We start from the raw sequence: 14,875 nt of genomic DNA on the forward strand, positions 1-14,875 counted from the left end.
TCAATGTCCTGCAAGCTGATGGAGCGCGGTAATGACGCGGGTTGTGTCGTCATGGGTCATGTCCGGGAAAAGAGGGAGAGAACAAATGCGCGCGCTGTTCCATTCAGAGTTCGGAAGCGACACATCAGGGAAACGCTCGCGGTAGTATTTTTGCGTATGTGCCGCACGGAAATGCAGGCCCGTACCGATGCCCTGCTCCTTCAGCACGGCCATCAGGGCATCACGCGAGAGGCCGCACCGGGCCTCATCCACGCGAATAATAAACAGGTGCCAGGCGTGCAGATGCGGCCAGGACGGAATGCGCAGCGGCTGGAAAGGGGTATCCGAGAGTTCAAGCAGGTAGCGGTCGGCAATGTCGCGACGGCGCCTGTTGGCTTCGCCCAGCTTGCCGAGCTGCACCAGCGCCAGCGCGGCGTTGATATCCGCGAGGTTGTATTTAAAACCCGGGGTGATGACCTCGGCCTGCGGCGCGCGGCCATGGGTCTGGCGGTCATAGGCATCAACGCCCAGACCGTGGAATTTCAGGCTACGGATGTTTTGCGCCAGCTGCTCGTCATCCGTCACCACCAGCCCACCTTCGGCGCAGGTCATGTTTTTGATGGCGTGGAAGGAGAAAATTGCGGTGCCCCGCCAGCCCACATGACGGCTGTGGTAGTACGTTCCGGCGGCATGGGCCGCGTCTTCAATGACAGGAATACCGTGACGTTCACCGACGGCGCGGATGGCGTCAATATCGCACGGCGCACCCGCATAATGAACCGGCACAATGGCTTTGGTGCGAGGCGTAACGGCGGCGTCGACCGCTTCAGGCGTCACCATCAGCGTGTCTCTGTCGACGTCGATCATCACCGGTATGGCACCCAGCAGCACGATCATATTCAGCGTCGATACCCAGGTCAGGGAGGGCGTAATCACCTCATCGCCGGGACCAATCCCCATCGCCATCAGGGTGACGTGCATCCCCGCCGTGGCAGAGGAGACGGCAATCGCATGACGATTTCCCGTAAGCGTACAGAACGCCTCTTCAAGCATCTGATTTTTCGGCCCGGTGGTGATCCAGCCGGAGGTTAATACCTCCTGTACCGCGGCGATTTCCTCCGCGCCCATTGAGGGCCGGGAAAAAGGCAAAAAATCACGCATTATTAATTTCCTTGAGTTATGCATGGCAACTTTTTGATATTAACCAAATGCCGATGCGTTTATTTCAACGAACCATAAACTCATCTCAAGGTAACGTTCATTTCTTAGGGAAAAATTAAGATGGTGATAAAAAGGAGGAATGAATTGATATAAATTTATTATTAAACAATAGGTTAAGTGATTATGAATTATTTATTATGTGATTCCGCTCACCGTATTAAAGTCAATTATCTAAACCAAACATCAACAAATAAAAAAATCCCCGACCATTTCCAATAAATATGAAATGAGTCGGGAACTTTTCTTTTTAGTTAATTGTCGCGCTTATTTTAAATTATCAGGAAAGTTTTTTGGCAACTCGCTGGCCGCGCACGCAATAACGCTGTCGTCATTCGCACCGCAGTCGCGCACGAAGGTGATGGTGGCAAATTCATCAATCACTTCGGTTGGATACGCTGGCCCGGCATCACGGTAGCTATTCATCAGTGGAATGTGATCGTTCTGGAAGCAGACGGTTTTTTCCGGATTATTCATGACCCAGCGCGGGAAGAAGATGGTGCCGTGGAACAGGCTGTCTCCCAGGTTCACGATCAGGCTCACGTCGGTACCGGTTGGCTCCGTCCAGGAAATTTTATAGATGCTCTCCCCAACGCGAACAATGTAGGCCTGCTGATCTTTCACCCAACGGTTGCCCACCAGACCGCTGTGAATACGGTAGTCCAGGGTGTTTTCGTTTTTAACGTAAATTTCGTAATTCCAGCCATTATCGTAGGTATATACAAGATGTTTGCCGACGAAGCCGCTTAAATCATGTTTATCGAAGGTGCTCATACGATGTCTCCTTTGTTTTGATGAGACGATCGTACCCCTTCAAAAAATGAATAAAAAACGCTATGTTTGAATCAAATTCATCCAAAATTTAGATTAATTATGCACAAGACGACGCTCGAACAGTGGGCCTTGCTGGAGAGAGTCATCGAGGCTGGCAGCTTCGCTAAGGCGGCGGAAGAGACCCACCGCAGCCAGTCCTCGGTCAGCTATAACCTGTCGCTGTTGCAGGAGCGGCTGGGCGTGGCGCTCCTGATGACAGAGGGACGGCGTGCCGTGCTGACACCGGCGGGTGAGCTGTTGCTGAATCAGGTTAAACCGCTGCTGAAAGCCTTCGCCTATGTTGAAACGCGCGCTGCGACCCTGCGCAGCGGGATGCGAACCCGTATCGACCTGATGGTAGACAGTATTTTTCCGCGCAGCCGGCTGTTCGCGATTTTGCGCCAGTTTCAGCAGCTGTACCCGCAAACGCAGGTGCGGCTTACCGAGGTGCTGGAAAACAGCCGCGCGGATGCGCTCAATGATGAAGCCGACGTGATGGTCTTAACCCGCCGCCAGGACATTACCGGCCTGGGCGAATGGCTGATGAATATCGATTTTGTTGCCGTCGCGCATCACGCTCACCCGCTGTTTGCGCTGGATACACCGCTTAACGACGAGATGCTACGACCGTGGCCGCGCATTCAGATCGCAGACAGCCAGCCCACCGCTCACCCTACCGGGGAGTCGTGGACCTTCTCCACCATCGATGCCGCGATCGAAGCGGTGATGTATCAGGTTGGATACGGCTGGTTACCGGAAGAACGCATTCAGACCCCGCTCCAGCAGGGCATCCTTAAAACGCTGCCGCTCAGCCACGGCGTACGTCGCGCCACGCCGCTGCACCTCATCGTCAAACGCTCCCTCAGCCCGCTGGACGAGCAGGTTGAGACGCTGTTGCGCCTTTTTAAACAGGAGCCGTCATCGTCAACTGCTACGCTTTAAGTTTTGAACCATAAGATGACAAGGAGCGAATGATGAAAATTGATTTAACGGGGAAAGTAGCGCTGGTGACCGCGTCCACCGGCGGTATTGGGTTTGCCATCGCCCGCGGGCTGGCGGAGAGCGGTGCGGAAGTGATCGTGAACGGGCGCAGCGTCGACTCGGTGAACAAAGGCATTCAGGCGCTACAGCAGGTGGTGCCGGGCGTACAGGTCCGTGCCGCCATAGCCGATCTAAGCTCGCAGGAGGGCGTTGACGAACTGCTCAGGGTCGCCTCGCACGTCGATATTCTGGTGAATAACGCCGGGATCTATGGCCAGCAGGATTTTTATTCCACCGACGACGAGACCTGGGAACGCTACTGGCAGACCAACGTGATGTCCGGGGTGCGCCTCTCTCGTGCCCTGTTGCCCGGCATGGTACAAAAGGGCTGGGGTCGCGTGGTGTTTATCTCGTCAGAATCGGCCTGCAATATTCCTGCGGATATGATCCACTATGGCGTGACAAAAACCGCCCAGCTCTCGCTGGCGCGCGGTCTGGCGAAGTTCGTGGCAGGCAGTGGCGTGACGGTGAACAGCGTGCTGCCGGGCCCGACAATGTCGGACGGTTTTGCCGCGATGATGAAAGACGAGATCGAAAGAACCGGTAAATCGCTGGAACAGCTGGCGAAAGAGTTCGTGATGGCAAATCGCCCCAGCTCGGTGATCCAGCGCGCCGCCACGGTGGAAGAAGTGGCAAATATGGTGATATATGTCTGTTCCATGCAGGCCTCCGCGACTTCCGGCGCGGCGCTGCGCGTTGACGGCGGCGTGGTGGATGACATTGTTTGACCCGTCAGGCCACAGGTTCAGGAAAAAATGCGACCTGATATAAGGACTGTGAAGGTAAAGCAGGTAAACTAGTGAACAGAATGTGTATTTCAGCTAAGACGTATTTATGACCAATATGATTGCCGACGAAGCCGTGGCGAAGTCCAGCGTGCTCTCTGTCTTTGACTTTGATGGTACGTTGACGCACCACGACAGTTTTATCCCGTTCCTGCGCTTTGCCTTTGGCAAGCGCTACTTTGCTGGCCGACTGGTGCGCATGGCCCTGCCTACGCTGCACTGTGTGCGCCGCAAGCTGACGCGAGATGAGCTGAAAGAGGTGTTGATCAAAACCTTCCTGACGGGGGTGGATGAGCACTGGTTACGTCAGCAGGCGGAAGCCTTCTGTGAAAAATACTGGAACAAGCTGATGCGCCCGGAAGGTGTGCTGGCCGTCGCCAACGAGGTCAATTCCGGTGCGGAAGTGACGATTTGCTCTGCTTCCCCGGCGCTGGTATTGCAGCCGTGGGCCGATAAGCTCGGCATTAAGCTGATTGGCACGCAGCTGGAAGTGAAAGACGGCAAGCTGACCGGGCGGATCACCGGCCACAACTGCCGTTGTGCCCAGAAGGTGGCGAGGCTGGAGAAGGTGTATGGGGATTTGAACGCGTATCACCTGCGCGCCTGGGGCGACACGCGTGGCGACCACGAGTTGCTGGCGGCGGCGCAGGATCCGCACTGGCGGCATTTTCATCATCCGAGCAAGCGCCGAAATTCACCAATTAAGGGTTAGGTGCGGCCCGGTGCCCTCACCCCGGCCCTCTCCCACAGGGAGAGGGAGAAAAGCGGTACATCAGGCCTCACGTTTTCCCGGGAACATCACGCTCGCAATAATCCCCAGCGCCAGTACCCCCAGCACCACAAACAGGCTTGCCGTGGCGCCGATGTTATAACCGTGATGCCAGAAGTGGTCGGTCGCATTCAGCCCCAGCTTGAACGCCACGAAGAACAGCAGTAACACCACCGCTTTCTCCAGATGCACCAGATACTGCTTCAGCGCTTCCAGCACGAAGTAGAGGGTACGCAGGCCGAGGATCGCGAACATCATTGCGCTGTAGATAATCAGCGGCTCACGGCTGACGGCAATGATTGCGGGTACGGAATCGAAGGCGAACATCACGTCGGACAGCTCCACCACCGCGACGCAGAGCAGCAGCGGCGTCGCGTAGCGCTTCGCCTTCTTCACGCGGCCTACCATCACATCCTTGTTTTCAGGTTTCTCCAGTTCGGCATCCACCTCTTTCTGGGTCAGGATAAACGCATGGCTGCTGATTTTTGGCCACACCGGGTAGAAGCGTTTCACCAGGCGGTACGCCAGATGGTTGGAATAATCTTCTACTTCATCGCTCTCTTCATTGCGTTTCAGCATCATCACCGCCGTCCAGCCGACGACCAGCGCAAAAATGACCTCAACATACGGTCCCAGGCTCAGCAGGCTGGTGCCAATGGCAACAAAAATACCACGGAACACAATCGCCCCGAGCACGCCCCAGTAGAGCACGCGGTGACGATATCTATCCGGCACGCCGAACCAGGCGAAGATCGCCATCATCACAAACAGGTTGTCGACGGAGAGCACCTCTTCCAGCGCATAGCCGGTCAGGAACAGACTGGCCATCTCCGCGCCGTGGTGCACGTATAAGAATCCGGCGAAGGCCATCGCCATCATGACCCAGAAGATGGACCACATGACCGCGCTTTTCAGCGAGATCGGTTTATCGTGACGGTGCATGAAGAGGTCGATAAACATCGCCCCAACGGCCATCACCACGAAGACAACAACGGTTTCCGTCGGGAAACCGAGATGAGCAGCAGACATAGACAACCCTTTTAAGAAAACAAAACACCATGCACACAATAAAAAGCGTGGACCCGATAAGGACGCAGCACGCTAAAAAAATAAATATTAACCGTTCTTTTCAGCTGTGTAGAGACATTAAAGTTGTATCCTTTAACCTGAAAAAGACTTTAAAGTTGTAAAGTTTTAAAAAAACACATACAAAACATGATGCTAAGTGTGTATCACACGCTGTTCCAACATTATGCCTTGATGTTCTTGCAGGAACTGCAATTTACAGGAGGAAAAAGGTGTTTTTGTAGTTATCTGGCGTTACGTGACAGTGTTGGTCAGATACTTCCACCTCTTCAGAGTTAAAGTTTGATATATGGGAAAAAAAACGCTCCCGGACGGGAGCGTAAGCCAGTGACTTCGGCGTCAAATGAGGGTCTAACAAGTGGAGCTGCGGGTTAATTCTGGGTGATCTGACTGCGATGCTTATCAGCCTGCTGCTGGTGAACAACGGAAGACTGACCATTATTCGCCTTCTCATGTACAGCTGCGGCCTTCTCATGCTCGCTCATTTCAGAAAATGACTTTGCTGTTTCGTTGGTAGCTCCGGGTTTAGCTTTCATCATTTTTTTATGCATTTCAGCCATGTCCTGGTGGGCAGCAGAATTGCTGTTTTGCATCATGTCATGGGACATTGCGGCCTGATCGTGACTGCTCATATCCATCATTGTCATGCTGTCTCCCTGAATTGCACTTTTTTCAGCAGATGACTGCATCTGGTGGGCAGGTGCCTGTGCATTATTTACCTGGTCATGCATGTTCATTGTCTCTGCAGCCATGGCAGATGAAGCGGCAGCCATAATGGCAACAAATGATACGAGAATCTTTTTCATGGTTGGGTCTCCGGTGTTTACATACCCAAACAATCAATGGCTTATAACAGAGAAAGCAGTTGATCTCAGGGCGGGTTAATCATCACTCCAGGAACCAGGTGATTGTGTTATCACGCTGCTCCTGATTTATGAATAATTATAAAAAACCGCCTCTGTTTATCGCGTGACTGAATGATGACAATTTTGTCACCTTCCAGGTTTCTCCTGAACAACGGGATTAATCCATTAACAGGCGCACTTTGAACACAATTTCACGCCCCTGCTGTTCTGCTGACAGCTCGCCGCCGTGAGCATGAATGATCGACCTTGTAATTGATAATCCCAGCCCCGCGCCTTCCGTGTTGTAGAACCTTGATGAGTCTGCGCGATAGAACCGGTCAAACAAACGTTCCAGATTAGCGGGAACCTGGCCGGACATCGTATTCGTAATCATCACGTTCACACAGTCACTGTCACGCTCAAGGTGTATCGCTGTACAGGTGTTATCGGGAGAATACTTGATTGCATTGGAAAGCAGGTTACTGAAAGCACGTCGGAGCATATCGCTGTCTCCGGCAACAACGCCCTCTCCTTCAACCGTGATTGTCTTTCCTGTTTCGTCTGCCAGGGGCTCGAACAACTCACGTAATTCATTCAGTTCGGCTGCCAGATCCACATCATGTTTATCCAGCCGCAGCAGACCATGCTCTGAACGTGCCAGAAAAAGCATGTCACTGGTCATTCGTGACAACCTTTTCAGTTCTTCCAGGTTAGCGAATAAAATTTCGCGGTAATGCGAAACATCCCTTTCCTTAGCCAGTGCAAACTGCGTCTGCATCATCAGATTACTGACTGGTGTGCGCAGCTCATGCGCGATGTCAGACGAGAAATCTGACAGTTTCCGGAATGCCCCCTCCAGGCGATCAAACATATTATTGAACTCCTGCATGGTCTCAGAGATTTCCGGCGGAGCCAGATCGGGATTTAGACGCTGATCCAGGCTGTGTACGGTCATGGAGGAAGCCAGACTGGTCATTTCCCGTAGCGGTTTCAGACCAATACGTGTGGTCAGCCAGCCCAGAAAAACAGAAATAAAGACCAGACCGATATTGAACCAGAACAGCCAGGTACTGAGTTTGTCCATAAACAGGGTGTGATACCCAGTATCCGTGGCAACCGTAATGATGACATGTTTGCTTTTACCCTGTTCCGGCGTCACGGCAACCCGCCGCGAGATACTGCGGTACACGGTGTTATTTTCTTCCGTCTGGATCATATAGTCGAGAATATCACCCGACTTATTAAGCAGGATCGCTGGAACAACAGAATTTTTGGCATAGAGTTCAACAATTTTTTCATTTTCCATGTTTTTTATAGAAATGAATAAGCCATTGTGCCCCACCATCGCATCGTTTATTTTTTCTGATAATGACTTAATATCCGTTTTGTTCCTGAACGTCTCTGTTTTAAGAAACTCTTCGGTGAGCTGAAGTTTACCTGTCAGAAAATCGCGGTCCTGATTATCGAAATAGCCATTAAGGGTGCTAATCAGGATAAAACTTGATAACCACCATACCGTAAGCATCACCGCAGAAAAAATCAGGCTCAGGCGTGTGGTCAGGGAAATTTTGAACCTCACTCTTCTCTGATCTCCAGGACATATCCGGCACCGCGAACGGTATGGATCAGTTTTGGCTCAAAGTCATCATCAATTTTACTTCTCAGACGTCTCACGGCGACATCAATCACATTCGTATCACTGTCAAAATTCATGTTCCAGACCAGGGACGAGATAAGACTCCTGGGTAACACTTCTCCGGTGCGTTGCAGCAGCAACTCAAGCAGAACGTATTCTTTACCGGTGAGATGGATCTTCTTCCCCGAACGGATCACGGTCCGGCGCACCATATCAACGGTCATATCGGCGATGGTGCAGACTGTTGCGGCCTGCGAGCGTGCCCGGCGCAGTAGGGTTCTTACACGTGCAACCAGCTCCGTAAAATCAAAGGGCTTAATCAGGTAGTCATCTGCGCCAAGCTCCAGTCCTTTCACTTTGTCCCGCACGTTGTCCTTTGCGGTTAAAAACAGGACCGGTTCTTCGTGCCCGGACTCCCTCAGTGCGCTGATGATTTGCCACCCGTCGAGGAAAGGCAGCATCACGTCCAGTATTATCAAATCATACTGTCCCTTCGACGCGGCCCCGAGACCATCGCGGCCATTATTAAAGAGATCGGCCTGATAGCCTTCCTCAACCAGTCCCTGCTGCAGGTAACGACCTGTTTTTTGTTCGTCTTCAACGATTAAAATACGCTGCATGGTCAACTCGCTGATATGAAAGTAAAAATCTCACGCATGAGCTTTGGCTGTCCCCTAGCTGACCTGAGACGGAGCAAGCATTCCGAGCCACGCTACGGCGCCCAGAATGATAATCGCAACAACGAATTCTGTCAGGATGCTGTTTCGCATCAGGGCAACGCTGCGATCATAATTCCCTTCCCTGACCATAACTTCAAGCCGGGGACCCAGGTGAAACCGGTTTGCTGCAGCCAGAAGAAGCATCAGAACAAACAGAGCCGTCTTGGCAAGCAATATCCTCCCCCAGGAACTGTTGAATAAGGGAGTTAAGTTACCCTCAGCAATATACAGATAGTTGACCAGCGCACTCAGGATCAGGGCTACAACAATCACCGTTCCTGCCGTGGCAAATTTTGCCAGGGAGTCAGATATCACAATGACGCTCTGTGCATTATGCTCGTTTCTGCGCATCAGCAGGATAGCAAATGCAACCAGAGCACCTGTCCAGGCACCTGCAGCGCCGAGATGGGTCAGATCGCTCAGTAAATGGAGATAGTAATGCAGACCGTCATGCATAACGGCGTGTCCTCCCCAGGCAAGTGTAGCCAGCGCCACGCCCCCACTCATCGTCATCAGCAGGCAGGACAATACTCTCTTATTAGTGTAAAGGAACAAAGCACCGAGTGTGGTAAACAGGGCACAGAGCCTGACAATCCAGCTAATACCCACATCAGTTTCTTCTATCACCATCTCGATAACATGGATGGATAATTCTCTGAGGTCAGTTACTCCACTCATGGCATTAGATACCAGGAGCATATTAATGCCAGTAAGAATGATGCCTGTAACAACAGCAAAAGTTATAAACGACCTGAAATTAGTCAGGTTATAGGTTTCATGTCTGACACCGCTTATTCCATATATCTGAAAAAATGGCAATCCAAATATTACCATCAAATCCAGATAAAGAAGAAAACGAATAACAATCATAATCAGGTCGTTCATAATATTACTTCACTGTAAAGGTGTAATTACCGGTAATAGGGTGCGTATCTGAAGAAACCGCGCGCCAGTCAACACGATAAGTGCCAGCGGGTAAAGGCTCTCGCGGAATAATGACCATCGATTTAGGGTCAGCGCCTGGCGCCACTTTTGCCGCGACCGGCATCGGAGAATGTGATGACATGCCTTTCATACCCGTCATCGTTAATTTTGCACCTGAGAATTTCACGGTCAGATTTTCCGAGAAATTAAGCTGAATCTTTTCCGGGGCCGCTACGGCTGAATCAGCCTGTGGCACAGAGCTTTTTAATTCCGGATGGGCCATAGCAGAGAAAGCAACGCCCATAACGAGGCCACCTGTAAGAATGGCTTTATTTAAAATCGACATTTTATTTACCTGTTTAGTTGAGTGTTTTATATCAGTGCGTTAAAACCAGATTCTGGCTCCCGCCAGGAATACTACCTGATGGTCTTTCTCACCTTCTCTTTTCGCCATATCGGATGTTTTCCCGTAAAGTTGATTCCAGGAAACGCCTATATAGGGTGCAAACTCACGGCGTATTTCATAGCGCAGCCGGAGCCCCAGCTCTGTGTCAGTCAGTCCCCTGCCGCGACCCCGCGATTCATCATCCTGACTGTAGAAATTCACCTCATAGGATGGCTGGAGTATGAGCCGGTTAGTCAGTAAAACGTCGTATTCTCCTCCCAGACGAAGGGCTGCTTTTCCGCCATTACTGACAAAACCCGTAATTTCAGACTCAAAATTATAGAGTGCCAGCCCCTGAAAACCGACAGCAGCCCAGGTCCGGGCAGAAGCAGGTCTGAAATCCTGCCTGACACCCGCAACCAAATCCCACCATGGGCCAACCGCATGTCCCCAGAGTAACTGCGCTTCAGCCGCCTCCGTTTCCCCATTGCTTCGTTCACCTTCACTCTTTAGCCAAATCCGATCTGTGTCGCCTCCAATCCAGCTGTTAACACTCCAGCTGAAATTGTTGGTGTTATCCGACCGTTGCCATTCCAGTTGATCCAGCAGAACCAGATAATTAATCGCACTGTCGTGAATCGCATGCCCCTGTAAATTGCCGAATGCAGCCTTCCGGTCGGCATCGGTAACAGGCGGAATTGGCGTTCTGCTCTCAGTTACAATGGGCTCCATTGACGTCATCTCAGTGAAATTCTCATCTGCTGGCATCTGCATGGCAGACATGTCGTGCCCGGCGTGGGGATCTGCAGAGACGGAGCCCGCCGCAATAGAAAGCTGTGAGGTAAACAAACCGGCGACCAGAACAGGTATGGCCTTCAAATTTCTCTTCATTCGCATCATTCCTCCACCCGGACTTCACGAAACATTCCCATTTCCATGTGATAGAGCAAATGGCAGTGATACGCCCAGCGGCCAAGCGCATCTGCTGTCACTCTGTAACTGCGTTTTGTACCAGGGGGAACATCTATTGTGTGTTTACGAACCATGAAATTACCGTTTTCATCTTCCAGATCGCTCCACATACCATGCAGGTGAATGGGGTGAGTCATCATGGTATCGTTGATCAGCGTGATCCTGAGCCGCTCACCGTATTTCAGCAGCACCGGTGCGGCATCTGAAAACTTGATTCCGTTAAATGACCAGGCAAACTTTTCCATGTGGCCGGTTAAATGCAGTTCTATGGTACGGCCAGGTTCACGTCCGTCAGGATCCTCAAAGCGGCTTTTCAAATCCGCGTACGTGAGAACCTTTCTTCCGTTATTTCGAAGACCAATACCCGGATCATTTAATTTCGGAGAGACGCTCATCGCCTGCATATCAACCAGTGGGTTATCCGTTTCTGACGCAGGATGACTTTGCATACCCGGCATTCCGGCCATCCGGGAATGATCCATACCGGCCATGCTGCTGTGATCCATGGGCGCGGAGGATGTCCCGCTATCCGGAAGGTCAGCACCGTCCATAGACATCATCTCTCCGCTGTTATCCATGCCTCCCATCTGGCTGTGGTCCATTCCTGCCATATCATGTCCCATTCCCCCCATACCCATATCTTCCATGGTCAACAGAGGACGGGGATCGAGGGGGGGAACGGCAGCACTTAACCCCTCTCTCGTGGCCAGTGTCCCTCGAGCGTAACCGGTCCTGTCCATGGATTGTGCGAAGATGGTATAGGCCTCACCCTGAGGCTCCACAATGACATCATAGGTTTCGGCAACGGCAATCCTGAATTCGTCAACGGTAACCGGGTTTACATACTGGCCATCTGCAGCCACGACCGTCATTTTCAGCCCGGGGATACGGATATCGAAATAGGTCATTGCCGAGCCGTTGATAAACCGTAAGCGTATCTTTTCACCGGGACGGAACAGTCCGGTCCAGTTTTTCAGCGGGGCCTGCCCGTTCATGAGATAGGTGTAGGTGTAGCCACTGACATCCGCGAGGTCAGTCGGATTCATTTTCATTTCAGCCCACATTTTCCGATCGGCAATGGTGGCTGACAGCCCCCTGGTATTCACGTCGCGGAAAAAAGAGCCAACGGTTGGTTTATTGAAATTGTAGTAATCCGACTGTTTTTTTAATTTTTTCAGCAGGCTGTGAGGATTTTCATCGGTCCAGTCAGACAACATGACCACATGCTCACGATCGTAAGTAAACGGTTCTGGCTCCCCGGCATCGATGATAATGGCACCGTATACCCCCTCCTGTTCCTGCAGACCGGAATGGCTGTGGTACCAGTAAGTCCCGTTCTGCTTAACCTTAAAGGTGTAAACGTAGGTATCATCAGGCTCTATGCCCATAAAACTCAGCCCCGGAACACCATCCATATTGGCCGGAAGAATAATGCCGTGCCAGTGAATGGACGTCTGTTCATTAAGACGGTTTTTGACCTTCAGGGTAATGGTGTCACCTTCTTTCCAGCGAAGAACGGGCCCCGGCAGGCCTCCATTGATTGTTTTGGCCTGACGCTCACTGCCCGTGATATTGACGGCCGTTTCACCAATGGTCAGGTCAAACTGAGTACCCTGCAGGGATGCGGCAACTGGCAGGCTCAGACTGGAACGCGCATTGAAACTCCATACGCCAAGACTTCCGGCTACGCCAGAGAGGGTTAACCCCTTCAGGAAAGTTCGTCGAGACGTTTTCAACAGCATGCGCATTCCCTTATTTAAAGTATGGTTACTGACAGAATTCGAGAACCGATTTAAATTAAATTACTGGTTCATCCACTTACAATGAAATGAATCTAGCACACCTTAAGAAACAAATTCATTACAATCGTGTAATGTACATAGCTGTATTACATTTACGTCATCTTCCCCACAGGTTGATTATTTTTATATATGATCATAAGGACATCTTTTATGTACCTCAGAAGGTAATTACACATGAATATATTAATCACGACCACTGCGTTTACAGCTTTATTTTGTGGGGCAGCTTTTGCTCAGTCCAGTGATATTGCCCATGAAGCACATCGATTTGTTAATAATGCCTCAGCCGTCAGTCATGTGAATTCCTCGACGCATGAAAACTTACCGGACAGGGTTAATAAAAACAACACGCCCTCATTCTCTGAAATGAATGAACATGAAAGGGCCATTGTTGCTCATTCATTTATGAACAACAGCGCGTCCTATGCGCATCAGAAAATGATTGAGGAACATAAAAAAATGCTGTCCGGCAGTGATGCAAATTCAAAGACCTCGTCTTCTTCTTTTAACGAACTGAATGCCGGAGAAAAAGCCGCTCTCGTGCATGAGCAGGTCAATAATGCCGGTGCGGAAGCACATCAGACGCAGGCAAGAAAGCTTCGCGGGCTGTATTCGACCAGGTAACTGCAGGCGGGTTAGTGCTTAGCGTCAGGTGCGCAGCAGGGCTTTACTGACGGGTTACGTAGCAGGACATGAGCCCCATATTGCTCTGCCGTAACCTGTTTCAGTCCCGTTAATCATCACCGTCGGGCTGGTCATACAGTTCCCAGAGCTTCAGGAGCAAACGGGAAACAAGATATGTTACAAAAATGACGACCATCAACGGTGCTCCCGATTAACTGACAGATGACACGCCTCCTGAAAACCCCTAGCATACGCCGCAGTGTTCATGCTAACGGCGAATTCCAGTAAATGTATTCTACCGATGTCGTAAAAGAAAATGCCTACCTTTCAGCCACCCGCTCGGGGCTGGAATCGAACGAGATCGCTACTCTTCAGCGCTCCTTGCCTTCCCGGTTTAATCTGCGGCATTTGAAAAAAAATGAATCATTAAAACTCGTACTGCAAAAGAAAGCGGGAAAATCACGTGTCGTGGCCTATAAATTTACGTCCGGTTCATTTAATTACACGGCGTATCGTATATCAGATAAAAAGTTCTATAACCTTTCCGATACTTCCGGGAAAGGCAGTCTCGATTATCCGTTACCGGCCACAGCAAGACTCAGTTCGCCTTTCAATCCTGCAAGACTTAACCCGGTATCGGGAAAAGTGAGTCCCCATAATGGCATTGATTATTCCATGCCCATGAACACGAAAATAGTCAGCGTCATCGACGGAAAAATCACCCGGGCCGAATACAACAGTACCATGGGATATTTTGTTGAAGTAACGGGAAAAGCCGGTGTTAAAACTCGCTATCTCCACCTCAATAAAATACTCGTTACTAAAGGGGCCAGGGTTACACGGGGAGGTGCTATTGCGTTATCCGGTAACAGCGGACGTTCATCCGGTCCTCATCTGCATTACGAGCTGGTCATCAATAACAACCCTGTTAACTCTCTGGCGTTCCGGGCAGCGGCACCCGCTGATAACAAACTCGAACAGCATGCCTTTGCGCATGCCAGAGACTACGAACGATACCTGGACTGATAACGGGACCGCGACGCGGCCCCGTCTGCCGGATTAATTTTTTTTATCGTTTTCACTTCCGTGATGTTGATGATCTCCATGCCCTCCGTGGCCGTGGAAAAGATGCATTAGCGGGCAGACCAGCAATAACAGATATGGCCAGTAACCTGCCACATGTGACCAGTGTTCGCGCAGGAGGGCAAATGCCGCGATCGCGGCGACAGCAATAAGCGCATAGGTGGTACTTTTCATACTGGACTCCTTCTGTTCGT

General features: G+C 51.1%; 16 protein-coding genes. 5 read left to right on the forward strand and 11 right to left on the reverse strand.

Annotated features, from left to right (window positions below; all coding sequences use genetic code 11):
* Both arnB and L379_RS01545 read right to left on the reverse strand, forming a co-directional pair.
* Entirely contained in the window at nt 1–1,140 is a 1,140-nt protein-coding gene (gene arnB, locus L379_RS01550) for a UDP-4-amino-4-deoxy-L-arabinose aminotransferase (protein WP_032655450.1), read from the reverse strand.
* A 324-nt stretch (nt 1,141–1,464) separates the two neighbouring features.
* On the reverse strand, nt 1,465–1,971 hold the full coding sequence (locus tag L379_RS01545; protein WP_017384099.1) for a phenolic acid decarboxylase: 507 nt from the start codon (nt 1,969–1,971) through the stop codon (nt 1,465–1,467).
* 99 nt (nt 1,972–2,070) lie between these two features.
* Between L379_RS01545 and L379_RS01540 the strand changes: the two genes are divergently transcribed.
* From L379_RS01540 to L379_RS01530, 3 genes are all read left to right on the forward strand, one after another.
* The gene (locus tag L379_RS01540) at nt 2,071–2,952 is read left to right on the forward strand and encodes a LysR family transcriptional regulator (protein WP_032649778.1); all 882 of its coding nucleotides are present in this window, start codon (nt 2,071–2,073) and stop codon (nt 2,950–2,952) included.
* Between the two features lie 32 nt (nt 2,953–2,984).
* Complete coding sequence (locus L379_RS01535) at nt 2,985–3,779, forward strand: SDR family NAD(P)-dependent oxidoreductase (protein ID WP_017693821.1); 795 nt, start codon at nt 2,985–2,987, stop codon at nt 3,777–3,779.
* A 106-nt stretch (nt 3,780–3,885) separates the two neighbouring features.
* Entirely contained in the window at nt 3,886–4,548 is a 663-nt protein-coding gene (locus L379_RS01530; protein WP_003861228.1) for an HAD family hydrolase, read from the forward strand.
* Nucleotides 4,549–4,608: 60 nt separating this feature from the next.
* Here the strand turns inward: L379_RS01530 and L379_RS01525 are convergent, their stop codons facing one another.
* The 8 genes from L379_RS01525 to pcoA all read right to left on the reverse strand — a co-directional run bounded on the left by L379_RS01525 (nt 4,609) and on the right by pcoA (nt 12,914).
* On the reverse strand, nt 4,609–5,634 hold the full coding sequence (locus L379_RS01525) for a TerC/Alx family metal homeostasis membrane protein (protein ID WP_015571505.1): 1,026 nt from the start codon (nt 5,632–5,634) through the stop codon (nt 4,609–4,611).
* Nucleotides 5,635–6,062: 428 nt separating this feature from the next.
* On the reverse strand, nt 6,063–6,497 hold the full coding sequence (gene pcoE / locus L379_RS01520; protein WP_000723069.1) for a copper resistance system metallochaperone PcoE: 435 nt from the start codon (nt 6,495–6,497) through the stop codon (nt 6,063–6,065).
* 217 nt (nt 6,498–6,714) lie between these two features.
* The gene (gene pcoS / locus L379_RS01515) at nt 6,715–8,115 is read right to left on the reverse strand and encodes a copper resistance membrane spanning protein PcoS (protein WP_001211179.1); all 1,401 of its coding nucleotides are present in this window, start codon (nt 8,113–8,115) and stop codon (nt 6,715–6,717) included.
* Nucleotides 8,112–8,792: a copper response regulator transcription factor PcoR gene (gene pcoR / locus L379_RS01510; RefSeq protein ID WP_001188930.1), complete on the reverse strand. Its 681-nt coding sequence runs from the start codon at nt 8,790–8,792 to the stop codon at nt 8,112–8,114. The genes pcoS and pcoR overlap by 4 nt, the downstream gene beginning before the upstream one ends.
* 54 nt (nt 8,793–8,846) lie before the next feature.
* Nucleotides 8,847–9,725: a copper resistance inner membrane protein PcoD gene (gene pcoD / locus L379_RS01505; protein WP_229692861.1), complete on the reverse strand. Its 879-nt coding sequence runs from the start codon at nt 9,723–9,725 to the stop codon at nt 8,847–8,849.
* A gap of 55 nt (nt 9,726–9,780) precedes the next feature.
* On the reverse strand, nt 9,781–10,161 hold the full coding sequence (pcoC, locus tag L379_RS01500; RefSeq protein WP_000025662.1) for a copper resistance system metallochaperone PcoC: 381 nt from the start codon (nt 10,159–10,161) through the stop codon (nt 9,781–9,783).
* A gap of 39 nt (nt 10,162–10,200) precedes the next feature.
* Nucleotides 10,201–11,091 (reverse strand): copper resistance outer membrane transporter PcoB, encoded by an 891-nt coding sequence (pcoB, locus tag L379_RS01495; protein WP_001378118.1) that lies wholly within the window; start codon nt 11,089–11,091, stop codon nt 10,201–10,203.
* A gap of 5 nt (nt 11,092–11,096) precedes the next feature.
* Nucleotides 11,097–12,914 (reverse strand): multicopper oxidase PcoA, encoded by a 1,818-nt coding sequence (gene pcoA, locus L379_RS01490; RefSeq protein WP_000925240.1) that lies wholly within the window; start codon nt 12,912–12,914, stop codon nt 11,097–11,099.
* Nucleotides 12,915–13,148: 234 nt separating this feature from the next.
* Between pcoA and L379_RS01485 the strand changes: the two genes are divergently transcribed.
* On the forward strand, nt 13,149–13,598 hold the full coding sequence (locus L379_RS01485; RefSeq protein ID WP_001023257.1) for a copper resistance protein: 450 nt from the start codon (nt 13,149–13,151) through the stop codon (nt 13,596–13,598).
* 288 nt (nt 13,599–13,886) lie between these two features.
* On the forward strand, nt 13,887–14,624 hold the full coding sequence (locus L379_RS01480) for a peptidoglycan DD-metalloendopeptidase family protein (RefSeq protein ID WP_000287501.1): 738 nt from the start codon (nt 13,887–13,889) through the stop codon (nt 14,622–14,624).
* Between the two features lie 33 nt (nt 14,625–14,657).
* On the opposite strand, the gene L379_RS01475 is transcribed toward L379_RS01480, so the two are convergent.
* On the reverse strand, nt 14,658–14,855 hold the full coding sequence (locus tag L379_RS01475) for a DUF2933 domain-containing protein (protein ID WP_000843494.1): 198 nt from the start codon (nt 14,853–14,855) through the stop codon (nt 14,658–14,660).
* Between the last annotated feature and the right edge of the window lie 20 nt (nt 14,856–14,875).

The sequence above is a fragment of the Enterobacter sp. MGH 33 genome (assembly GCF_000534535.1).
In the GTDB taxonomy this organism is placed as follows: Bacteria; Pseudomonadota; Gammaproteobacteria; order Enterobacterales; family Enterobacteriaceae; genus Enterobacter; species Enterobacter hormaechei_C.